The 20,721-nt window shown below is 70.3% G+C and carries 21 protein-coding genes; 5 read left to right on the top strand and 16 right to left on the bottom strand.

Annotated elements, in window-relative coordinates; genetic code table 11:
• The first annotated feature begins 82 nt into the window (after positions 1–82).
• Both AB6L24_RS27670 and AB6L24_RS27665 read left to right on the top strand, forming a co-directional pair.
• Complete coding sequence (locus tag AB6L24_RS27670; protein WP_405659594.1) at positions 83–1,498, top strand: 3-oxoacyl-ACP reductase; 1,416 nt, start codon at positions 83–85, stop codon at positions 1,496–1,498.
• A gap of 106 nt (positions 1,499–1,604) precedes the next feature.
• Positions 1,605–2,579: a MaoC family dehydratase gene (locus tag AB6L24_RS27665; RefSeq protein WP_405659592.1), complete on the top strand. Its 975-nt coding sequence runs from the start codon at positions 1,605–1,607 to the stop codon at positions 2,577–2,579.
• Here the strand turns inward: AB6L24_RS27665 and AB6L24_RS27660 are convergent.
• The 5 genes from AB6L24_RS27660 to AB6L24_RS27640 form a co-directional block, all read right to left on the bottom strand.
• Positions 2,470–3,087, bottom strand: a complete 618-nt coding sequence (locus tag AB6L24_RS27660) for a TetR/AcrR family transcriptional regulator (RefSeq protein WP_030361140.1) — start codon at positions 3,085–3,087, stop codon at positions 2,470–2,472. The genes AB6L24_RS27665 and AB6L24_RS27660 overlap by 110 nt on opposite strands.
• A 256-nt stretch (positions 3,088–3,343) precedes the next feature.
• Positions 3,344–4,678, bottom strand: a complete 1,335-nt coding sequence (locus tag AB6L24_RS27655) for a dicarboxylate/amino acid:cation symporter (RefSeq protein WP_405659589.1) — start codon at positions 4,676–4,678, stop codon at positions 3,344–3,346.
• 357 nt (positions 4,679–5,035) lie between these two features.
• On the bottom strand, positions 5,036–5,329 hold the full coding sequence (locus AB6L24_RS27650; protein WP_380854422.1) for a DUF4229 domain-containing protein: 294 nt from the start codon (positions 5,327–5,329) through the stop codon (positions 5,036–5,038).
• A gap of 238 nt (positions 5,330–5,567) precedes the next feature.
• Entirely contained in the window at positions 5,568–6,731 is a 1,164-nt protein-coding gene (gene mqnE, locus AB6L24_RS27645) for an aminofutalosine synthase MqnE (protein WP_405659586.1), read from the bottom strand.
• Between the two features lie 104 nt (positions 6,732–6,835).
• Positions 6,836–7,291, bottom strand: a complete 456-nt coding sequence (locus tag AB6L24_RS27640; protein WP_190117749.1) for an Lrp/AsnC family transcriptional regulator — start codon at positions 7,289–7,291, stop codon at positions 6,836–6,838.
• Positions 7,292–7,431: 140 nt separating this feature from the next.
• Here AB6L24_RS27640 and AB6L24_RS27635 point away from each other — a divergent pair, with 140 nt between their 5' ends.
• A complete protein-coding gene (locus AB6L24_RS27635; protein WP_405663626.1) occupies positions 7,432–7,563 on the top strand; it encodes a hypothetical protein in 132 nt (43 codons plus the stop codon).
• Here the strand turns inward: AB6L24_RS27635 and AB6L24_RS27630 are convergent.
• The 3 genes from AB6L24_RS27630 to AB6L24_RS27620 are packed head-to-tail and all read right to left on the bottom strand — an operon-like array spanning position 7,560 to position 10,671.
• Positions 7,560–8,288 (bottom strand): UbiX family flavin prenyltransferase, encoded by a 729-nt coding sequence (locus AB6L24_RS27630; RefSeq protein ID WP_405659584.1) that lies wholly within the window; start codon positions 8,286–8,288, stop codon positions 7,560–7,562. The two genes, AB6L24_RS27635 and AB6L24_RS27630, sit on opposite strands and share 4 nt — an antisense overlap.
• Positions 8,289–8,314: 26 nt before the next feature.
• A complete protein-coding gene (gene mqnP, locus AB6L24_RS27625) occupies positions 8,315–9,223 on the bottom strand; it encodes a menaquinone biosynthesis prenyltransferase MqnP (RefSeq protein WP_405659582.1) in 909 nt (302 codons plus the stop codon).
• Complete coding sequence (locus AB6L24_RS27620) at positions 9,220–10,671, bottom strand: menaquinone biosynthesis decarboxylase (RefSeq protein ID WP_405659579.1); 1,452 nt, start codon at positions 10,669–10,671, stop codon at positions 9,220–9,222. Before AB6L24_RS27620 ends, mqnP begins: the two co-directional genes overlap by 4 nt.
• An 88-nt stretch (positions 10,672–10,759) precedes the next feature.
• Between AB6L24_RS27620 and AB6L24_RS27615 the strand changes: the two genes are divergently transcribed.
• Together AB6L24_RS27615 and AB6L24_RS27610 are read left to right on the top strand one after the other, a co-directional pair.
• Positions 10,760–11,062, top strand: a complete 303-nt coding sequence (locus tag AB6L24_RS27615) for a PLDc N-terminal domain-containing protein (RefSeq protein ID WP_405659577.1) — start codon at positions 10,760–10,762, stop codon at positions 11,060–11,062.
• 432 nt (positions 11,063–11,494) lie between these two features.
• Positions 11,495–12,427 (top strand): isopenicillin N synthase family dioxygenase, encoded by a 933-nt coding sequence (locus AB6L24_RS27610; RefSeq protein WP_405659575.1) that lies wholly within the window; start codon positions 11,495–11,497, stop codon positions 12,425–12,427.
• On the opposite strand, the gene AB6L24_RS27605 is transcribed toward AB6L24_RS27610, so the two are convergent.
• From AB6L24_RS27605 to AB6L24_RS27570, 8 genes are all read right to left on the bottom strand, one after another.
• A complete protein-coding gene (locus AB6L24_RS27605; RefSeq protein WP_405659573.1) occupies positions 12,424–12,951 on the bottom strand; it encodes an SRPBCC domain-containing protein in 528 nt (175 codons plus the stop codon). The two genes, AB6L24_RS27610 and AB6L24_RS27605, sit on opposite strands and share 4 nt — an antisense overlap.
• Before the next feature lie 53 nt (positions 12,952–13,004).
• Positions 13,005–13,958: a CU044_5270 family protein gene (locus AB6L24_RS27600; protein ID WP_405659571.1), complete on the bottom strand. Its 954-nt coding sequence runs from the start codon at positions 13,956–13,958 to the stop codon at positions 13,005–13,007.
• Positions 13,955–14,590, bottom strand: a complete 636-nt coding sequence (locus AB6L24_RS27595) for an RNA polymerase sigma factor (RefSeq protein WP_405659569.1) — start codon at positions 14,588–14,590, stop codon at positions 13,955–13,957. Before AB6L24_RS27595 ends, AB6L24_RS27600 begins: the two co-directional genes overlap by 4 nt.
• A 78-nt stretch (positions 14,591–14,668) precedes the next feature.
• Positions 14,669–15,805 (bottom strand): c-type cytochrome biogenesis protein CcsB, encoded by a 1,137-nt coding sequence (gene ccsB, locus AB6L24_RS27590; protein ID WP_405659566.1) that lies wholly within the window; start codon positions 15,803–15,805, stop codon positions 14,669–14,671.
• Positions 15,802–17,580 (bottom strand): cytochrome c biogenesis protein ResB, encoded by a 1,779-nt coding sequence (locus AB6L24_RS27585; protein ID WP_405659564.1) that lies wholly within the window; start codon positions 17,578–17,580, stop codon positions 15,802–15,804. Before AB6L24_RS27585 ends, ccsB begins: the two co-directional genes overlap by 4 nt.
• Positions 17,581–17,583: 3 nt before the next feature.
• Positions 17,584–18,306: a cytochrome c biogenesis CcdA family protein gene (locus AB6L24_RS27580; RefSeq protein ID WP_405663374.1), complete on the bottom strand. Its 723-nt coding sequence runs from the start codon at positions 18,304–18,306 to the stop codon at positions 17,584–17,586.
• A 62-nt stretch (positions 18,307–18,368) separates the two neighbouring features.
• The gene (locus tag AB6L24_RS27575) at positions 18,369–19,013 is read right to left on the bottom strand and encodes a TlpA family protein disulfide reductase (protein WP_405659562.1); all 645 of its coding nucleotides are present in this window, start codon (positions 19,011–19,013) and stop codon (positions 18,369–18,371) included.
• Between the two features lie 66 nt (positions 19,014–19,079).
• Positions 19,080–20,366 (bottom strand): hypothetical protein, encoded by a 1,287-nt coding sequence (locus AB6L24_RS27570; RefSeq protein WP_405659559.1) that lies wholly within the window; start codon positions 20,364–20,366, stop codon positions 19,080–19,082.
• Between the last annotated feature and the right edge of the window lie 355 nt (positions 20,367–20,721).

Raw genomic sequence — 20,721 nt, 5'->3', positions numbered from 1 at the left:
CCGGCCGCCCCCTCGACCAGCCCCTGACCCCCAAGTAACCTTACTCGGAAGTAAATTCAGCACCGAGCCAGGAGCTAGCCCCATGGCCGACCGCTACGCGACCTTCACCCACACCGCCCCCGGCCGCTTCCTGACCCGCAGACTCGGCCTGCCGCAGCCGGTGCCGCTGCGCCGCTGGTCGCCCCGGCACCCGGCCATCGAAGGCCCGGTGCTGCTCCTGACAGCGGGCGACATCCCGCTCGCCGGCCTGCACGAGAGCCTCACCCGCACCGGCCTGCCCCCGCACAGCGGCCCGCTCGGCTCCCGCCGCCCGGCCGCCGTCGTACTGGACGCGACCGGCGTCCGCACGGTTGCCGCGCTCATGGACGTGCACGCCACGCTGCACCCCGTCGTCCGCTCCATGGCCCCCTGCGGGCGCGTGGTGGTCCTGGGCGCGCCCCTCTCCCCCGCCGACCACCACCAGGCGGCGGCGCAGCAGGCCCTGGAGGGCTTCGTCCGCTCCCTCGGCAAGGAGCTGGGCGGGGGCAGGACGGCCCAGCTGGTCCGCACCCCGTCGGCGTCGGCCGCCGAGGGGACGCTGCGCTTCCTGCTGTCACCGAAGTCGGCGTACGTGAGCGGGCAGGTGGTCGAGGTCGAGGAGCTGTCGGAGTACGCGGACGACCTCGGCGAGACCGAGTGCGCCGGGGGCGCGCGGGAGACGCCGCCCGCCCCGGACGCCGACACCGCCGCGCCGCCCGGCACCGTCGGCGCGGTCATTCAACTCCCGCACCCCGCCCGCCCGTTGGCGGGCCGCACCGCCCTCGTGACCGGCGCCGCACGCGGGATAGGCACGGCCGTCGCGGAGGTCCTGGCCCGCGACGGCGCCCATGTCGTCGTCCTCGACGTGCCGTCCGCCGAGCCGGACCTGTGCCGCGTCGCCGAGCGCGTCGGCGGCACCGCGCTGCCGCTCGACATCACCGCGGACGACGCCGGTGAGCGGATCGCCGCCGCGCTGCCGGACGGCCTCGGCGTCCTCGTGCACAACGCGGGCGTCACCCGGGACCGCAGGCTCGCCAACATGGCGGCGGACCGGTGGAGTTCGGTCCTCGACGTGAACCTCGGGAGCGTGCTGCGCACGACGGACTTCCTGCTGAAGTCCGGCACGGTGCGCCGCGGCGGCCGGATCGTGGCCACGGCGTCCATAGCGGGCCTCGCGGGCAACGCCGGGCAGACCAACTACGCGGCGAGCAAGGCGGGCATCGTCGGCTTCGTCCGCTCCCTGGCGCCCCGGGCCCTCGCGGAGCACGGCGTGACGGTGAACGCGGTGGCGCCCGGATTCATCGAGACCCGCATGACCGCGGCCGTGCCGCTGCTCATCCGCCAGGCGGGCCGCCGCATGAACTCCCTGGGCCAGGGCGGGCTCCCCGTCGACGTCGCGGAGACCACGGCGTGGCTGGCGACGGGCGCGGTGAACGGCCAGGTCATCCGGGTCTGCGGCCAGAGCCTGCTCGGCGCCTAGGCCTCGGGCGCCCGGCCCGTCGGCCCTCCCCCGGGCGACGCCCCGCGCACCGCTGGCTGCCGCACCCCGGCCCGCGTCCCACTCCCAGCGACAGAAGGGTCCCGTCATGGCATCGCTCGCGCTCACCCTGCTCCGAGGGGCGGCCCTGTCCCCCTTCAAGCGACCCCACCCGGACGCACCGCTGCCGGGCCCCACGACGGCCCGCGTCCGGACCGACATCGACCACCTGGTGGCGTACGAACGGCTCTGCGGCTTCGCGGCCGGGCAGGGCGTCGGCGCGAGCACGGGCCGGAGCACGGACGGCGCAAGGCCGACCGGCGCCGACCCCTTACCCCCCACCTATCCGCACGTCCTCGCGTTCCCCCAGACCATGCGCCTGATGGCGGCCCGCGCCTTCCCGCTGCCCCTCCTCGGCCTCGTCCACACGTCCGTGGCGATCGTCCAGCACCGCGCCCCACTGCCCGACGAGGAGCTGGAACTCACCACGTACGCACGGAAGTTGACCCCGCACCGGCGCGGCACCGAGGCGACGGTCACCACCACCGCGACGGTGGCGGGCGAGACGGTGTGGGAGTCCCACAGCACGTACCTGTCCCGCCACCGCACACCGGCCGACCACCCGCGGCAGGCTCCCGCACCGACGCCCGGGACGCCGCTCCCGGCCCGCGCCGAGTGGCACCTCCCCGCCGACCTGGGCCGTCGCTACGCGACCGTCTCCGGCGACCGCAACCCCATCCACCTGCGTCCGGCGACGGCTCGGCCGTTCGGCTTCCCGCGCGCCATCGCGCACGGCATGTGGACGTTCGCGCGCTGCGTGGCGGAGCACAGCGGCATCGCCGTCGGCGACGAACCCCTGTATCTCGCCGCCGAGTTCAGGGCGCCGGTGCTGCTGCCCGGCACGGTGACGTACGCGGCCGAGGGGGCCGCGTTCGAGCTGCGCGGGGCGGCGGAGCCGGGCGGCAGGGTCCATATCACCGGCTCGGTGACCAGAACCGCCCCTCCATCAGATCGCCGAGACCCGCCCAGGCGAAGTTCATCAGGGTCGCCGCGGCCTGGTTCGCGGACACCGACGGCTGGGTGATGGCCCAGCCCGCGAGGGACTCGGCGGCGCCGACGAGGGCCTGGGCGAGGCCCGCGACCTCGCGGTCGGGCAGCGAGGGGTTCTGGTGGGCGGCGCGGGCGGCCTCCGCGATGAGCAGCGTCACGAAGGCGACGATCTCCTCGCGCATCACGTTGACCTCGGCGGCGAACGGCTCGCCGACGGTGCGGGCCTGGCTGTGCAGGACGGCCCAGGCGTCGGGGTGCTCGGCGGTGTGGGTGAAGAACGCGCGCAGCCCGTCCCAGAGTTGCCGGTCGGCGGGGTCGCCCGGGGTGACGCCGTGCCGGACGGCCTCGATGAGGGCGGCGGCCTCCCGCCGGATGCAGGCGGTGAACAACTCTTCCTTGGAGTTCAGATACAGGTACACCAGCGGCTTGGAGACGCCCGCCAGCTCGGCGATCTCGTCCATCGAGGCGGCGCGGTAGCCCCGCTGCCCGAACGTGCGCACCGCCGCGTCGAGCATCTGCCGCTCCCGCACGGCCCGCGGCATCCGCTTCTGCCGCACCTGCTTGCCCCCGTTCTTCGCAGCCTGCACGGCCTTCACAGCCCTCACGACCTTCACATCCGACACCCCGGCCCCCGCCTCCCGCACCATCCGTGCACGGATCAGCGTACGGCGGTCCTACCCGACGCACGGAGGTCACCCGGGGGCCACCGCGGCGCACCGCCCCCAGCCCTACCCGCAACGACCGTGCCCCGCACCGGATTTCCGGTGCGGGGCACGTTTCGGCCGAGGGGCGCGGGCGCTACGCGGTGGCGGGCAGCGGCTCGTCGAGCGAGTCCAGCGGGGAGGCCGACGCGCTGTCGTACGCCTCCTTGTCGAGGATGTTCTCGCGGGCCGCGACGACGACCGGGACGAGCGCCTGTCCGGCGACGTTCGTGGCGGTGCGCATCATGTCGAGGACCGGGTCGATGGCGAGCAGCAGGCCGACGCCCTCCATGGGCAGGCCCAGCGTGGACAGGGTCAGGGTCAGCATGACCGTGGCGCCCGTCAGACCGGCCGTGGCGGCGGAGCCGACCACCGACACGAACGCGATGAGCAGGTACTCCTTGATGCCCATGTGCACGTCGAAGATCTGCGCGACGAAGATCGCGGCGATCGCCGGGTAGATCGCGGCGCAGCCGTCCATCTTGGTGGTGGCGCCGAAGGGCACCGCGAAGGACGTGTACTCCTTCGGTACGCCGAGACGCTCGGTGACCTTCTGGGTGACCGGCATGGTGCCGACCGAGGAGCGCGAGACGAAGGCGAGCTGGATGGCGGGCCAGGCGCCCTTGAAGAACTGCAGCGGGTTGACCTTGGCGACGAACGCGAGGAGCAGCGGGTAGACGCCGAAGAGCACCAGGGCGCAGCCGATGTAGATGTCGGCGGTGAACGTCGCGTACTTGCTGATCAGGTTCCAGCCGTAGTCGGCGATGGCGAAGCCGATGAGGCCGATGGTGCCGATCGGGGACAGCTTGATGACCCACCACAGGGCCTTCTGCAGCAGCGCGAGCACGGCCTCGCTGAGGTCGAGGATCGGCTTGGCCTTGGCGTCGCCGATCTTCAGTACGGCGATGCCGGCGACGGCGGCCATGAAGACGATCTGCAGGACGTTCAGCTCGGTGAAGGGCGTGATGACGTCGGTCGGGATGATCCCGGTGAGGAAGTCGATCCAGGAGCCCTCGTGCTCGGGCTTGGCGCCGTCCTTCGGGGTCAGGCCGGTGCCGGCGCCCGGGTTGGTGACCAGGCCGATGACGAGGCCGATGGCCACCGCGATCAGCGACGTGATCATGAACCAGAGGAGCGTGCGGGTCGCGAGCCGGGCGGCGTTGTTGACCTTACGCAGGTTGGTGATCGAGATCAGGATGGCGAAGAACACCAGCGGGGCGACGGCCAGCTTCAGCAGGCCGATGAAGGTGTCGCCGACCTTCGAGAGGGTGGTGACCAGCCAGTCGATGTCCTGGCTGCGGGCCAGCCAGCCGAGCAGCACGCCGAGGATCAGACCGCCGAGGATCTGGGCCCAGAAAGGCAGCTTCAGGAACTTGGGTATCCGGAAGCCGGGCTTCGGGTCATCGGTGGGGGACGCGGGGTTCGCGGACACGGACACACTCCGGGTAATGGCGGGGGACGTGAGGAGCGGCGACCGCGAAGGGTCACGGGCGCCGCTGCAGTGCAGGTGTCGAAGTCGTTCAGATGACGCGACAGGCGGCAGAGATGCAGCGGCAGAGATCGACGTGCAGCCGCGCCACGAGCGGGACGCTCGCGGCGATGCGGGTGGCGGCTGCTGTCTTCATGTCGAACACGTTAACACTTGAACTTTGAGTTCATCAAAGGACTTGTTTGAGGTAAGGGGGACCCCAAGGGTCCCAGAAACAGCGAAACCCCGGTACTGGAGCGGCATGCTCCGGTACCGGGGATTTCTGCGTACGTGACGCGTGTGACGAACCTTACGGCTGCCTTACGACTGCGCGGTGCGCGCCGCGTCGTCGGCGCCGTCCTCCTGCGTGCGGTTCCGCTCCAGGCCGGCCTTGACGTCCTCGACCTTGGCGACGACCTTCGCCGACGCGCGGTCGCGCTCCTTGCGCAGCAGGACGAAGCTGATCGGCGCGGAGATCACCAGGGCGAGCAGGGCGACCCAGAGGAGGTTGGAGCCACCGAGGCCGCGCGGCACGACGCCGGTGTAGACGAGGCCCCAGACGACCAAGAAGCAGCCCGCGAAGACCCCGAGTCGCATCATCGTGTAGCGGAGCATGTCAATCCACTCTTCCGTTCCGAAACAGAGCCTCTCCAGTGAAGCACGGAACCCTGGCCGGGTCGGAAGGGGGTGCGCACACGGTCCCACCGCTACCGCGGCGGCGGTTCACCCACCCACCCGCCCGTACTTCGCCGTGGGCGGCTGCCCGGGCTGGTGCGACTGGTCCCACAGTCACGGGTGGGCGGGTGGGAGACCCGCCGCGTCAGCGGCGGGACGGATGCAGCGTCCGGCCCGGTCAGAGGCGCATCGGCTGCGGGGTCTCACGGAGTTCGCGGTCGGGGCCCGGGTACTCCCGGATGACCTCGTAGCGGGTGTTGCGCTCGACCGGGCGGAAGCCGGCCTCACGGATGAGGTCGAGCAGGTCGTCCCGGGTCAGCTTGTTCGGCGTACCGAAGTTGTCCGCGTCATGAGTGATCTTGTACTCGACGACGGAGCCGTCCATGTCGTCGGCGCCGTGCTGGAGCGCGAGCTGCGCGGTGGCGACCCCGTGCATGACCCAGAAGACCTTGACGTGCGGGACGTTGTCGAAGAGGAGGCGCGAGACCGCGAAGGTCTTCAGGGCCTCGGCCCCGGACGCCATCTTCGTCCGGGCCTGCAGCTTGTTGCGGACCTTGCCGTCCTTCATGTCGACGAAGTCGTGCTGGTAGCGCAGCGGGATGAAGACCTGGAAGCCCCCGGTCTCGTCCTGCAGCTCCCGCAGCCGAAGCACGTGGTCGACCCGGTGCCGGGGCTCCTCGATGTGGCCGTACAGCATGGTGGCCGGGGTCTTGAGCCCCTTCTCGTGGGCGAGCCGGTGGATCCGGGACCAGTCCTCCCAGTGGGTGCGGTGGTCCACGATGTGCTGCCGGACCTCCCAGTCGAAGATCTCCGCGCCGCCGCCGGTGAGGGACTCAAGGCCCGCGTCGATCAGCTCGTCGAGGATCTCCGATGCGCTGAGCCCGGAGATGGTCTCGAAGTGGTGGATCTCGGTGGCGGTGAAGGCCTTGAGGGAGACGTCCGGCAGCGCGGCCTTCAGCTCGCGCAGGGAGCGCGGGTAGTAGCGCCACGGCAGGTTCGGGTGCAGCCCGTTGACGATGTGCAGCTCGGTGAGGTTCTCGCCCTCCATCGCCTTGGCGAGCCGGACCGCCTCCTCGATGCGCATCGTGTACGCGTCCTTCTCGCCCGGCTTGCGCTGGAAGGAGCAGTAGGCGCAGGAGGCGGTGCACACGTTCGTCATGTTGAGGTGACGGTTGACGTTGAAGTGCACGACGTCGCCGTTCTTGCGGGTGCGCACCTCGTGGGCGAGCCCGCCGAGCCAGGCCAGGTCGTCGGACTCGTACAGGGCGACGCCGTCCTCACGGGACAGCCGCTCACCGGAGCGGACCTTCTCCTCAAGGTCGCGCTTGAGCCCTGCGTCCATTGCCGTACCTCTTGTTTCTCCGACGACCTGCGACAGACCCGACCAACCGTACTCGCCCCGCACAGCGGCCCGGAGCTGCCCCCACCGCGGCGCGCGCCCGCCCCCTAGACCTCCTCGGGCAGCTCCCCCACCCGGTTCTCCCACTTCGTGGACAGCACGATCGTGGTCCGCGTCCGCGAGACGCCCTTGGTGCCGCTGAGGCGGCGGATGGTCTTCTCCAGGCCGTCCACGTCGGAGGCCCGCACCTTGAGCATGTACGAGTCGTCGCCCGCGATGAACCAGCAGTCCTCGATCTCGTGCAGGTCCTTCAGGCGCCGCGCCACGTCCTCGTGGTCGGCGGCGTCGGACAGCGAGATGCCGATCAGCGCGATGACGCCGAGGCCGAGGGACGCGGAGTCGACCGTCGCGCGGTAGCCGGTGATGACGCCGGCCGCCTCCAGGCGGTTGATGCGGTCGGTGACGCTGGGGCCGGAGAGGCCGACGAGGCGCCCGAGCTCGGCGTAGGAGGCGCGGCCGTTCTCGCGCAGAGCCTGGATGAGCTGCCTGTCCACGGCGTCCATAGGTCGAAGCCTTTCATTATTTAGCGTTTTTCCGAGTCTACGTGTAGAATCTAAGGCGTAACAGGGTTCATCCCCTGTGAATCTTTCGGAAACTCAGCAGATCAACGACGATCCTTCGAACTTCAGGAGAGTGTTTCCCCGTGTACACGATCGAGATGGCCTACGCCCGTATGCGCGAGCTGCAGGACCTGGCCAACCGCTCGCGTGCCCACCAGTCCCCGACCGCCGCGCGCAAGGCGAGCAAGAAGCCGCGCGCCGCGAAGAAGCGCTAAGCGCCACCGGAGCCGTCCTCGGCCGGCCGGGAGCCACCCGCTCCCGACGCCCCGCCGAGTTCGCCCTCCCACCGGCGGTACAGCTCGTGCGGCACCCCCGCCGCGTCGAGCACCCGCCCGGCGACGAAGTCCACCAGATCCTGGATGTGCGTCGCCCCCGCGTAGAACGCCGGAGAGGCGGGCAGCACGATCGCGCCCGCCTCGTCCAGGCCCACCAGGTGCTTCAGCGTCTGCCCGTTGAGCGGGGTCTCCCGCACGCAGACGACGAGCCGCCGCCGCTCCTTGAGCGTCACGCTCGCCGAGCGCTGCAGCAGATCCTTCGAGAGCCCGAGCGCCACCCCGGCCACGCACGCCGTGGACGCCGGGACGATCAGCATGCCCTTCGTCGCGTACGACCCCGACGAAGGACCCGCCGCGAGATCGCCCGCGGCCCAGTACCGCACGTCGTCCGTGCGCACCCGGAACGTCCCCGGCTTGCCGTCGGCGCCCCGCGCCAGCCACGCGCCCAGGTCGTCCCGCCAGTGCGCGTCCCGGAACGAGATGCCCGTCTCGTCGAGCAGCGTGAGCCGCGACGCCCGGGACACCACGAGGTCCACGCTCTCCCCGGCAGCGAGCAGCCCCCGGAGCACCGAAGCGGCGTACGGCGTACCGGACGCGCCGGACACCCCCACGATCCAAGGCCTACGCTGCGTATCTCCTGCATTCACACTGTGAAGCCTATCCATGGGCGCCGCCGCCCGCCCACGGCCCGTCAGACAGTCAGGCCGCGGACGAGCAGGTCGAGCAGGGCGCAGGCGAACAAGGCGATCCCGATGAAGCCGTTGACCTGGAAGAAGGCGCGGTTGAGACGGGAGAGGTCGTGCGGCCGCACGATGCTGTGTTCGTAGAGGAAGGCGCCCGCGACGACGACGAGGCCGAGCCAGAAGAACGCGCCCGCGCCGGTCTGAAGGGCGTACCAGACGAACAGCGCCGTGGTGATCGCGTGGCAGACGCGCGCGCCCCGGATCGCGGCGGGGATGCCGAAGCGCGCGGGCACCGACATCACGCCGACCTCGCGGTCGGTGTCCACGTCCTGGCAGGCGTAGATCAGGTCGAAGCCGCCGATCCACACGCCGACCGCGAGCCCCAGGATGACGGCCGTCCACGACCACTCGCCGGTGATCGCGAGCCAGGCGCCGATCGGGCCCATGGCCTGCGCGATGCCGAGGATGGCCTGCGGGAAGTTCGTGAACCGCTTGCCGTACGGGTAGACGACCATCGGGATCACGGCGACCGGCGCCAGCGCCAGGCACAGCGGGTTGAGCAGCGCGGCGGAGCCGAGGAACACCACGACCGCGATCAGCGCGCCGGTCCAGGCGGACTTCACGGTGACGGCGCCGGTGACCAGCTCGCGGTGCGCGGTGCGGGGATTGCGGGCATCGATCTCACGGTCGATGATCCGGTTCGCGGCCATGGCGAACGTACGCAGCCCGACCATGCAGATCGTCACAAGGAGCAGCCGGCCCCAGTGGATGTTCTTGTCCCACTCGAACATCGCGGTCAGGGCGGCGATGTAGGCGAAGGGCAGCGCGAAGACGGAGTGCTCGATCATGACGAGCCGCAGGAAGGCCCTCGTGCGGCTCGGCTGCGGCTGGGGCAGCGCGGCGGAAGCGGAACTCACAGGCCGTACTCCCTCCAGCGGCGGTCGACTTTCGCCGCCGTCTCGGGATCGGACTCGACCATGTCGGGCCAGCCGCCGTCCCGGGTGTAGCCCTCCTCGGGCCACTTCTTCGTCGCGTCGATGCCCGCCTTGCCGCCCCAGAACTGCTGGTACGAGGCGTGGTCGAGGTGGTCGACGGGCCCTTCGACGACGCTCAGGTCACGGGCGTAGTCCGTGTTGCCGAGCGCACGCCACGCCACCTCGTGCAGATCGTGCACGTCGCAGTCGGAGTCCACGACCACGATCAGCTTGGTCAGGGACATCATGTGCGCGCCCCAGATGGCGTGCATGACCTTCTGGGCGTGTTTCGGGTACTTCTTGTCGATCGCGACGATCGCGCAGTTGTGGAAGCCGCCCGCCTCGGGCAGGTGGTAGTCCACGATGTCCGGCACGATGATCTTGAGGAGGGGGAGGAAGAACCTCTCCGTCGCCCGGCCCAGGGGCCCGTCCTCCGTCGGCGGCCGACCGACCACGATCGACTGGAGCAGCGGGCGCTTGCGCATCGTCACGCAGTCGATGGTCAGCGCGGGGAACGGCTCCTGCGGCGTGTAGAAGCCGGTGTGGTCGCCGAAAGGACCCTCCGGCAGCATCTCGCCGGGCTCCAGCCAGCCCTCGATGACGACCTCCGCCTGCGCCGGGACCTGCAACGGCACCGTCTTGCAGTCGACCATCTCGATGCGCTTGCCCTGGAGGAAGCCCGCGAACATGTACTCGTCGATGTCGCCGGGCAGCGGGGCGGTGGACGCGTACGTCACGGCGGGCGGGCAGCCGAAGGCGATCGCGACGGGCAGCCGCTCCCCTCGCCGGGCCGCCACCTGGTAGTGGTTCCGGCTGTCCTTGTGGATCTGCCAGTGCATGCCGATGGTGCGCTTGTCGTGGCGCTGGAGGCGGTAGAGCCCGAGGTTGCGGACGCCGGACTCGGGGTCCTTGGTGTGGGTGAGGCCCAGGTTGAAGAAGGACCCGCCGTCCTTCGGCCACGTGAACAGGGCCGGGAGCCGGTCCAGGTCCACGTCGTCGCCGGTGAGCACGACCTCGTGCACCGGCGCGTCCTTCACCTTCTTCGGCGGTACGTGCGCCATCGCGCCGAGCTTGCCGAAGGCCTCGCGGACGCCGACGAAGCCGTGCGGCAGCTCCGGCTTGAGCAGGCCGCCGATCTTCTCGCTGATCTCGCCGTACGACTTCAGGCCGAGGGCCTTGAGCAGCCGTCGGTCCGTGCCGAACACATTCATCGCAAGGGGCATCGCGCTGCCCTTGACGTTCTCGAACAGCAGCGCCGGGCCGCCCGCCTTCTGCACCCGGTCGACGATCTCGCCGACCTCCAGATGCGGGTCGACCTCGGCCTTGATGCGCTTGAGATCGCCCTCGCGCTCCAGGGCACGGAGCAGAGAGCGGAGATCGTCATAAGCCATGCGGTCAAGTATCGGTCACCGGCTACCCTGGCCAGGTCACCGGGTGCGCCCGGCGCCCGTACTCCGCGTCTTGGGGGAGCTCCCGCACATGCTCAGGTATCTGCCGTTCCTGCTGGTCCTGGCCGTGTGGATCTACGCGTTCATCGATGTCCTGAACACACCCGAGAAGGAAGTCCGACACCTCCCGAAGGTGGTGTGGGTCATCATCGTGCTCCTCTTCGGGGAGGTGCTGCTCGGGCCGATCGCGTGGTTCGTCACCGGCAAGAAGCGGGCTGCCGCCGGGCGGGGGGACGTTCGGGGCGGGCGGCGCGGGGGCTGGGTCGCCCCCGACGACAACCCCGAGTTCCTGAAGGGCCTGGAGAAGGACCGCGACCCCCGCGACGACGTCTGACCGGGCGTCCCCCATGGGGGCTCCGCCCCCGCTCCCCCCTTTTCGGCGCTCCGCGCCCCGTCCTCAAACGCCGGACGGGCTCTCTCCCACCCACCCGCCCAAACCTGCACTGGCCAAGCACCAGGGGCGGCACCTTCAGCCCTGCATGGGGCGCCCCCGGATCGCGCTCCGCGCTCGTCCTCAAACGCCGGACAGGCTCTCTCCCACCCACCCGCCCCCGCCAGTGCTTCGGCCGTGCAGCAGCCCGGCACCTTCCCGGCCCGCCCCGGCTGTATTTCAGCCCGTCCGGCGATTGAGGACGAGGCGCGGAGCGCCGATTCGAGGGAGGACTGTCCCACCCGCCACGGGACAACCGCCTACGGGTCCAGGGGCGAAGCCCCGGTTTCGGAGAAGGGGCGGGACTGGGGCGTCCCACGCGGGCAGCATGAGGGCATGACGATCCCCACGATCGACCTGCGGCCCTGGCTCTCCGACGACCCGGACACACGTACGCGGATGGCCGCCGAGGCCAGGGAAACGATCGACGAAGCGCTCCGCACGGCGGGCTTCCTGCTGGTGAAGGGCCACGGCGTGGACCCGGACCTACGCGAGGCCATCCGCCAGGAGGCCCGCGCCTTCTTCCACCTCCCACCCCCCACCAAAGAGCCCTACACCGTGAAGGTGGGCAGCCGAGGCTGGCTCGGCCCGGGCGCCGAGGCCAACAGCTACGCCGAGGGCGCCGCCTCCCCACCCGACCTCAAGGAATCCCTCTCCTTCGCCGCCGACACCCCCACCGGCGACCCGAAGATCGACGCGGAGTGGTTCGCCCCCAACACCTGGCCCCAGGAGATCCCGGGCCTCCGCGCCGACGTGGAGACGTACCTCGCCGAGATGCGCGCCCTCTCCGACGCGCTCCTCGAACTCCTCGCCGTCGTCCTCGGCGAACCGGAGGACTTCTTCACCCGGCACACGAACAACCCCACCTGGGGCTTCAACATCAACTGGTACCCCGGCAGGGACGTCGTCGGCGAGCCGCAGCCGGGCCAGTTCCGCATCGGCCCGCACACGGACTTCGGCACGGTCACGGTCCTCGACCGGCAGGCGGGCCGCGGCGGCCTGCAGGTGTTCACGGACGCCGAAGGGTGGCAGGACGCCCCGCACGACCCGGAGGCGTTCACGATCAACGTCGGTGACCTGATGGCGCGTTGGACGGGGGACCGCTGGCGCTCGGGCCGCCACCGCGTGCTCCCGCCCCCGGCGGACGCCCCGGCGGAGGAGCTGATGTCGCTGGTGTACTTCTACGAGTGCGACCCGGGCACGGACGTGCGCGGCACGGACTCGCACGTGTATCTGCGGGCGCAGCTGGACGCGATCACGGTGGACTAGTCGTAGCTGCGCCGCAGTTCCCGGAACCGCTCCGCGCTCCACGTCGACCAGTCCACCGGCCGCCCGGCCAGCGCGTCCGCCAAGTACTCGAAGTGCTGGTGCCACCCGGCGAGGCAGTCCCGCCGCAGCGAGTCGTCGCCGACCATCTCGTTGGTGAACCGCAGCGCCGTCCGCCCGGTGCCCGCGGGCTCCAGGTGGAAGCGGCACCGCCCGTGCAGGTCGACCGTGTACTCGGCGACGACGTCCGGGTCCCACGCGGTGACGTGCCCCGAGTGCGTGGCCGCCGCCGCGTCCGTCGCGTTCAGCCAGCGCAGCGTCACCGCCCCGCCGAGCCGCGGCTCGAACACGTCGGCGGCGGCGAGCCACCCCGGAAGGCCCTCCGGGGTGGCCACCGCCGCCCACACCTCCTCCACCGGGTGGGGCAGGGTCAGCGTCCAGTGAAGCGTGTGCGTGTCCCCCCGTGTCCGGCTCGTCCCGTGTGCGATGGCTTCGCCGCTTCCGGCAGCTTCGTTGCTTTCGGTCATGGGCCAAGAGTCACGCACACGCCCGCCGGGGTCACGCACCCTGCGGCGTCCCGCTAGGGCCGTTCGCCCGCCTTGTCGACGACCTTCCGCTCCAGAACGGCGGTGTCGGCCAACAGGTCGCCCTTCTCGCCGAACGGCTTGTCCTCCGTCAGGACCTCCCGCTCGCCGAGGAACTGCTTGGTCTTCTCGTCGAAGATCAACTCCTCGCGCACCCCGTCGTCCTCACGGGCGATGGCGACCCCGTGCCGCCCCTCGGCGTCCACCACGTCCTCGATCAGCTCGACACCGGGGATCTTCGACGCGGCGAGGTAGAGGGCTGCGGCCTGCTTCGGCGGGATGAGCGATTCGTACGAAAGGTCGCCGACGAGCGTGAAGGCCTGCTGGTCCGCGCTCTTCTCGCCGCTGCTCTCCCTGCGCAGCCAGTCGAGCATGTTGACCGGGTCGGTCGGCAGCTTCTGGAGGTTGCGGTAGTGGGTGTCGGTCGCGACGAGGGGCAGCTCCGGCTCCATGCGCACGTTGTCGTGGTCGTTCACGGGCTCGTGCAGAAGCCCTGTGTGCTTGCCGTCCACGGACATCCAGATCTCCCGCCGGTGCAGCGGGTCGAGACCCTCGTCGGAGCTGAAGGCGACCTTGCTCTTGATGTACACGAACTGGTCGTCCCGGACGTTCTTCGGCGCGGGCGAGCGCCGCGCCGCGTCCGCGATGTCCTCCAGCATCTTCACGGTCTCCTTCGACGGCGGACCGGCCTGCGCCGGTTCGCTGCCGAACGGCGAGGCGACGAGGACGCCCGCCGCGACGGCGGCGGCCACCGCGCCCGCGACGAGCGCGGGCCGCAGCCACACCTTGCGCCGTCGGGGGGCGGACTCGGGGGCGCGGGAGGCCTCGGGCTCGGACTGCCGGATCTCGGTCATCAGGTGCTCCTTGAGCAGAAGGTGACGGCCCGGCGGAAGGTCCCGCTCGCGCGGAGACGGGAGGTTCGGGAAGTCGGGTTCGGCTTCGGACTTCATCGGTTTCCCTCCTGGATGGGCCTGACCGCGGTCGCGCGGTCATCTCTCACCTGTCCGCGCCCTTTAGGCGGTTCCATCGCTTTCGCGAGTTTTGTACGGGCCCGGGAGAGCCGCGAACGTACCGTCCCCACCGGAATGCCGAGCGCCGCGGCCGCCGCCTCGTACCCGAGCCCCGACCACACGCACAGCGCGAGCACCTCGCGCTCGGCGCGGCGCAGCTTCGCGAGGGCCGTGCGGACGAGGGCGAGTTGTTCCTTGTCGTCGATGCGCCCCGCGATCTCGTCGGCGAAGTCGGCGACGGACTCGTCGCGCGGGAGCCGGGCCATCGCGGCCGTGTGGCGGCGGGCGGCGCGGCGCTGGTTGCGGGTCACGTTCGTGGCGATGCCGAGCAGCCACGGACGCAGCGAGCCGCCGTCTGCGTCCACCTTCTCCCGCAGCCGCCACGCCTCGAGGAACGTCAGGGACACGACGTCCTCGGCCGCCGACCAGTCGCCCGTCAGACGGTAGGCATGGTTGTAGACGGAGCGGGCGTAGGTGTCGAAGAGCTCACCGAAGGCGTCGGGGTCCGAGCCCCGGATCCGTACGCGCGTCTGCCGCCGTTGTGCCGCGAGTTCCCCCTGATTCGTGTCCACGCCCTCTTGTCTGTCCATACGGAAGGGGCCGGTTCCCGTGACCCACGCCACAGAAACCGGCCCCTGTCGGCCGCCGGATCAGACCCCGGCGTACGAGTGCTTGCCGCTCACGAAGATGTTGACGCCGTAGTAGTTGAACAGCCAGCAGCCGAAGGCGATCAGGGCCAGGTAGGCGGCCTTGCGGCCCTTCCAGCCCGCCGTGGCGCGGGCGTGCAGGTAGCAGGCGTACGCCACCCACGTGATGAACGACCAGACCTCCTTGGGGTCCCAGCCCCAGTAGCGGCCCCAGGCGTCGCCCGCCCAGATGGCGCCCGCGATGATCGTGAACGTCCACAGCGGGAAGATCGCCGCGTTCATGCGGTACGTGAACTTGTCCAGCGAGGCCGCGGCGGGCAGCCGCTCCATCACGGAGGTGGCGAAGCGGCCGGGCTTGCCGCCGGCCTGCAGCTTGGCCTCGTAGCTGTCCTTGAAGAGGTACGCGCCGGTGGAGACCGCGCCGACGTAGAACGCGGCACCGCAGAAGATCGCCGTGGAGACGTGGATCCACAGCCAGTACGAGTGCAGCGCCGGGACCAGCTGGTCGGACTCGGTGTACAGGACGGTGACCGCGAGGCCGAGGTCGAGGAGGACCGAGGTGATCAGCGGCAGGCCGATCCAGCGGACGTTCTTCTTCAGGGCGAGCAGCGTCAGGAAGACGCCGACGGCCACCGAGGAGAAGGTGATGTTGAACTCGTACATGTTGCCCCACGGCGCGCGCTGCACCGACAGGGCGCGGGTGACGACACCGCCCACCTCGATGAGGAAGCCGAGGGCGATGAAGGAGACCGCGATGCGGCCGTAGAGGTCGCCCTGCGCGTCACCGGCGGCGGCACCGGGGCCGTCCGGCACGTCGCGGCTGCCCGCGGCGGCGCGGGTGACGACCTTCGGGGCCTCCTTGGCGGCCGCCTTCGGGCGCTCCAGGGTGGCGGTGCCGCCCTTGGACCGCACGGTGACGGCGGGCGCCGCGTTCTTGGTGGCGGACGCCTCGGTCCGCTCCGACTGCTCGGTGAGCGCGGCGGCCGTACGGGCGACCTTGCTGCGGCTGCCGAACAGCCACTCCGCCATGAGCGCGAAGAAGGCCAGCAGATAGACGGCCATCGCGGAGTAGATCAGCACGTTGCTGATGTGCGCGAGGTTCTCGTTCGGCTCGGCGGCGAGGGTGGTGGCGAGAGTCACTTCTCAGCCCCTTCGGCAGGAACAACATCGGGGGTGGGGTCGGGGTCGGGCGCGCTCGGCGCCTGTTCGTGCAGCTGCGCGGCCAGCGCGCCCAGTTCCTCGGGCACCTTGGCGGACTCGCTGCGGCCGAGGCCCGCCATCTCCACGACGGTGACGCCGTCGGCGCCCGTCGTGGCCCGCACCCACACGCGGCGGCGCTGGATGAACAGGGAACCGGCGAGGCCCGCGATGGCGGCGATGGCACCGCCCAGGGCCCAGCTGCTGCCGGGCTCCTGCGAGATCTGGAAGGTCGCCCACTGCTTGAGCTCCTTCTCGAAGGTGATCGACCCGGCGCCGTTCGGCAGCTTCATGGTCTCGCCGATCTTGAGCCGCTTCTTCAGCAGCTCGCCCTTCGCGTCCTTGAACTTCTTCATCTTCCGCGTGTCCAGCTGGTACACGTTCTGCGGAACACCGGAGTCCACACCCAGGCTGCCGTGGTACGCCGACAGCGCGAGCCGCGGATTGAAGGGCGCGGGGAACTGGGAGAACATCTGGCCGTTGCCCTCACCGGCGAAGGTCGGCACGAAGAAGGCGTTGAAGCCCAGCTGTTCCTTCTTGCCGTCCTTGTTGCGGTAGCCGTCGAGGATCTTGATGGCGCCGGTGGCCGTGCCCATCGAGTCGATGGGGAGCAGCGGCACGGAGACTCGCTGGACGACTTTGCCCTTGCCGTCGCGGACGGTGACGGTGGGCGCGTAGCCGTGGCCGATGAGGTAGACCTTCGAGCCGTCGACCTCGAGGGGCTCGTTGACCTCGATGGCCTTCTTCTTCTCCGGCCCGTGGGCGCCCTCGCTGTAGGTGACGTGCGCCTTGTACGTGCGGGCGGTGCCGCGCTCGGGGCCCGACATCTCGTACGAGCCCTCGAAGCGGTCCAGCTTGAAGCTGAACGGCGCGAGTTCGTCGGTGTCGAAGAGGCTGCCCGACTTGAAGTCGTCGTACTGCGTGAGGGTGTTGGAGAAGCCGTCGCCCTCCATGATCAGCTTGCCGCCCTCGGACTTGAAGAGCTGTCCGGCGGCGAAGGCGAGCAGGAGCACGATGAGCGCGATGTGGAAGGACAGGTTCCCGGCCTCGCGGAGATAGCCCTTCTCGGCGGCGACGGAGCCGCCGACCTGGTGCGAGCGGAAGCGCCGCTGCTTCAGGAGCCGCTGCGCCGCCTCGTGCACCTCGTCGGGCGTGGCCTCGGTGCGCCACGTCGTGTACGCGGGCAGCCGGGTGAGCCGCTTGGGCGCGGCCGGCGGGCGGCCGCGGAGCTGGCCGACGAACTGCCAGGTGCGCGGCACGATGCAGCCGATGAGCGAGACGAACAGCAGGATGTAGATCGCGGAGAACCACACCGAGCTGTAGACGTGGAAGAGCCCGAGCTTGTCGTAGAGCGGCCCGAGCGTGGTGTGGGCCGCCTTGAAGTCCTCGACCTTCAGCGCGTCGGGGTTCTCCTGCGGGATCAGCGAGCCCGGGATCGAGCCGAGGGAAAGCAGCAGGAGCAGCAGGAGCGCGACCCGCATCGAGGTCAGCTGCCGCCAGAACCAGCGGATCCAGCCGATGACGCCGAGCGCGGGCATGCCAGGACCGGGGACGGGGCCCGCGGTGTCGTCGAGGGGGGCGGTGGAGAGCTGCGCGCCCGCGGCACCGAGTTCGCCGAGTTCGCCGAGTTCGTCGGGGGCGCCGGTGGTGTCGCGGTCGCCCTGGGCGCCGGTGGTGTCGCGGTCGGCGCTGGCGGCGCTGGTCGTCGTCTTGCTCATGGATCAGATCCCCACCGAGTAACCGTTGCTCCAGACCTGCATCTGCTGAAGCACGCTGTCCCAGACGCCGGTCAGCATCAGCAGCCCGGTCACGATCATCATGCCGCCGCCCGCGCGCATCACCCAGACGTAGTGCCGCTTGACCCAGCCGAACGCGCCGAGCGCCTTGCGGAAGGTGACCGCCGCGATGATGAACGGCAGCCCGAGTCCCAGACAGTACGCCACGTTCAGCAGGGCCCCGCGTCCGGCGCTCGCCTCGCTCATCGCGAGCGCGTTCACGGACGCGAGCGTCGGTCCGACGCAGGGCGCCCAGCCGACGGCGAAGAGCGCGCCGAGCAGCGGCGCGCCCGCGAGACCGACGGCGGGCTTCTTGTGGAAGCGGAACTCGCGCTGGCTGAGCCAGGGCATCAGGCCCATGAAGAAGAACCCGAGCACGAGCATCAGGACGCCGAGGACTCGCGTTATGACGCTCTGGTAGTCCTGGAGGTTCTGGCCGAAGTAGCCGAAGAGGGCGCCGCCGGAGACGAACACGACGGTGAAGCCGAGCACGAACAGGGTGGCGCCCGCCGCCATCCGACCGCGCCGGGCGTCGGCGAGGTCGGTGCCGCTGACGCCGGTGACGTACGACAGATATCCGGGCACGAGCGGCAGGACGCACGGCGAGAAGAACGACACGAGCCCGCCGAGGACGGCGATCGGCAGGGCGAGCAGCAGCGCGCCGCTCATGACGGTGTCGTTCTGGCCGTACGCGGCGAGCGTGGTGGTGGCGAGGGTGGCGGACAAGGCGCTCACTTCTCCGCGATCACAGGGTTGATCATCTTGCGCAGCTTCTCCTCGTTGAGGGGCTGCTGGGAGCGCGCCGCGATCTTGCCGTCCCGGTCGACGACGATGGTCGACGGGATGAACTGCGGGTTCAGGGTGCCCTTGGGGAAGCGCAGCATCAGCTTGCCCATCGGGTCGTACAGGCTCGGGTAGGTGACCTTGTAGTCCTTCTCGAAGGAGATCGCCGGGCCCTTCTCGGGGTCACGGGCGTTGATGCCGACGAACTGGACGTCGTCCTCGGTGTCGGCGGCGACCTTCACGAAGTTCGGTGCCTCGGCCCGGCAGGGCGGGCACCAGGAGCCCCAGACGTTCAGGACGACGACCTTGCCCTTGTAGTCGTCGATGCTGAGCTGCTTGCCGTCGAGGGTCTTGCCGTCGATGGCGGGGGCGTCGTGCCGGTCGCTCTTCTTGACGGTGGCGATGCCGTCCTTGCCGGTGATGAAGTTCGTCTTCCCCGAGCCGCCGGAGGTGCCTCCCGAGCCGCACGCCGAGAGGGTCAGCGCGGCCGCCGCGGCGCCCGCCGCCAGCAGCGTCGCACGACTGCGACGGCTGCGGACGCTTCGGCGGAGGCTGCGGTCCTGGCTGCGGGGGGCGCGACGGGCGGCACTCATGTGAAAAGTTTCGCATGCCCGTTCCGAGGATCTTCGACGCCCCCCGCGGTAGCGGAAAGTCCCATTTCAGGCCGCGTTGCCGGTGTCCTTCTCGGCGTCGCCCCGGCCGGCCGACGAGCCGCCGCCGAGGTAGCTCTTCCAGCCACCCGCCGGCTTCTGGCCGACCTCGAGGCCGCGCAGCTTGGCGAGGACGTCCGGCTTCTGCACGTCCAGCCAGTCCACGAACTGCTTGAAGGACACCAGGCGTACGTCCTTCTTCCCGGCCATGCCCTTGAGGGCCTCCTCGACGGCGTCCATGTAGATGCCGCCGTTCCACTCCTCGAAGTGGTTGCCGATGAAGAAGGGCGCCCGGTTGGACTCGTAGGCGCGCTCGAAGCCCTTGAGGTAGGCCTGGGTGGCCTGCTTGCGCCAGCCCGGGTAGTTGGCCGGCGGGGCCTTCGTGGAGTTCTTCGACTGGTTGGCGAGGATGTTGTAGTCCATCGAGAGGACCTCGAAGGTGTGGCCGGGGAACGGCACCGCCTGCAGCGGCAGGTCCCAGATGCCCATCTTCTTGTCCGGCCACTTCTGGCGGCCGCCCGGCGAGGAGGCGTCGTAGCGCCAGCTGAGCTTCTTGGCGGTCGGCAGCAGGTTGTCCTGGCCGAGCAGGCAGGGGGTGCGGCCGCCGACGAGCTCCTTCTCGTAGTCGAAGGGCAGCGGCGGCAGGTCGTCCCAGCCGGTGTTGGTGCGCCACTTCGTCACGAACGACTTCGCCTGGTCGATCTCGGACTGCCACTGGGCGGACGTCCAGTTGGCCACGGAGCCGGTGCCCGCGCAGAAGTGGCCGTTGAAGTGCGTGCCTATCTCATGGCCCTCCAGCCAGGCCTGGCGCACGTACTTCAGGGTGTCCTTGATGTGGCCGTCGGTGAGGTAGCCGATGTCGGAGGCGCCGACGCCGTTGTTCGGCGGCCGGTAGAGCCGCTTCTTGGACTCGGGGAGCAGATAGAGCCCGGAGAGGAAGAACGTCATCCCCGCGTCGTGCTCCTTCGCCAGCTTCAGGAAGCGCGGGAACAGACCGTTGCCGACCTCACCGGCGCCGTCCCAGGAGAAGACGACGAACTGCGGCGGGGTCTCGCCGGGCTCCAGCGGACGCGGCTTCTCGGGCTGGTTCGGCTGCTTGCCCGTGAAGGCCGTGGAACCGTCGCCGATCGGCTTGGCCGGGCGGCTCGGCGTACCGGGCTTCCCGGCGCCCTTGCCGTTGTCCGCGGCCGATCCCGAGTCACCGGAGCCGGAGCCGCAGGCCGAAAGGCCGATGGCCGCCGCCGCGCCGGCCCCCAGGCCGAGCGCACCCCGGCGACTCAGGGAGGTCCGGCGCATCGCCGGTACTCCGCGTCCCCGGTCCGTGCGGCTGTCGTCGCGCATTCCAACCCCATTCGTCGCGCTTTTGGTCCCCCTGGCTGAAGGACAACCCCTTAGAGGGTGCGACGAAGACACGGGTTCCGAACAGGACCGTCAATATGGGGTCTATTACAGAGAAGAGACATTCGGCATCATAGGGTGTCCGCCCAATTACCCGCCGCACACAGCGAACACACAGCCAACGGATAGCGAACACCCGGCGTGACAGAGGCGCCCCGAAAGGGGCGCGGGGAACTGCGCGACCAGCCACAACCGATCCGCAGATTCCCCGCAAACACAGCCCCTAAGCCGAGCCCGTCCTACAGGCACAGCG

It is taken from the genome of Streptomyces sp. RK9, assembly GCF_045070545.1.
Classification (GTDB): Bacteria; Actinomycetota; Actinomycetes; order Streptomycetales; family Streptomycetaceae; genus Streptomyces; species Streptomyces alboflavus.
The sequence above is the reverse complement of the archived record's forward strand: the minus strand, read 5'-3'. Positions and strand labels throughout refer to the sequence as shown.

Coding starts and splice junctions, on each gene's coding strand:
- AB6L24_RS27670 (WP_405659594.1), top strand. CDS start 83: ATGGCCGACCGCTACGCGACCTTCACCCACACCGCCCCCGGCCGCTTC.
- AB6L24_RS27665 (WP_405659592.1), top strand. CDS start 1,605: ATGGCATCGCTCGCGCTCACCCTGCTCCGAGGGGCGGCCCTGTCCCCC.
- AB6L24_RS27660 (WP_030361140.1), bottom strand. CDS start 3,087: ATGCCGCGGGCCGTGCGGGAGCGGCAGATGCTCGACGCGGCGGTGCGC.
- AB6L24_RS27650 (WP_380854422.1), bottom strand. CDS start 5,329: ATGCTCCGCTACACGATGATGCGACTCGGGGTCTTCGCGGGCTGCTTC.
- mqnE (WP_405659586.1), bottom strand. CDS start 6,731: ATGGACGCAGGGCTCAAGCGCGACCTTGAGGAGAAGGTCCGCTCCGGT.
- AB6L24_RS27640 (WP_190117749.1), bottom strand. CDS start 7,291: ATGGACGCCGTGGACAGGCAGCTCATCCAGGCTCTGCGCGAGAACGGC.
- AB6L24_RS27630 (WP_405659584.1), bottom strand. CDS start 8,288: ATGGATAGGCTTCACAGTGTGAATGCAGGAGATACGCAGCGTAGGCCT.
- AB6L24_RS27620 (WP_405659579.1), bottom strand. CDS start 10,671: ATGGCTTATGACGATCTCCGCTCTCTGCTCCGTGCCCTGGAGCGCGAG.
- AB6L24_RS27615 (WP_405659577.1), top strand. CDS start 10,760: ATGCTCAGGTATCTGCCGTTCCTGCTGGTCCTGGCCGTGTGGATCTAC.
- AB6L24_RS27610 (WP_405659575.1), top strand. CDS start 11,495: ATGACGATCCCCACGATCGACCTGCGGCCCTGGCTCTCCGACGACCCG.
- AB6L24_RS27605 (WP_405659573.1), bottom strand. CDS start 12,951: ATGACCGAAAGCAACGAAGCTGCCGGAAGCGGCGAAGCCATCGCACAC.
- AB6L24_RS27600 (WP_405659571.1), bottom strand. CDS start 13,958: ATGAAGTCCGAAGCCGAACCCGACTTCCCGAACCTCCCGTCTCCGCGC.
- AB6L24_RS27585 (WP_405659564.1), bottom strand. CDS start 17,580: ATGAGCAAGACGACGACCAGCGCCGCCAGCGCCGACCGCGACACCACC.
- AB6L24_RS27580 (WP_405663374.1), bottom strand. CDS start 18,306: ATGAGCGGCGCGCTGCTGCTCGCCCTGCCGATCGCCGTCCTCGGCGGG.
- AB6L24_RS27575 (WP_405659562.1), bottom strand. CDS start 19,013: ATGAGTGCCGCCCGTCGCGCCCCCCGCAGCCAGGACCGCAGCCTCCGC.
- AB6L24_RS27570 (WP_405659559.1), bottom strand. CDS start 20,366: ATGCGCCGGACCTCCCTGAGTCGCCGGGGTGCGCTCGGCCTGGGGGCC.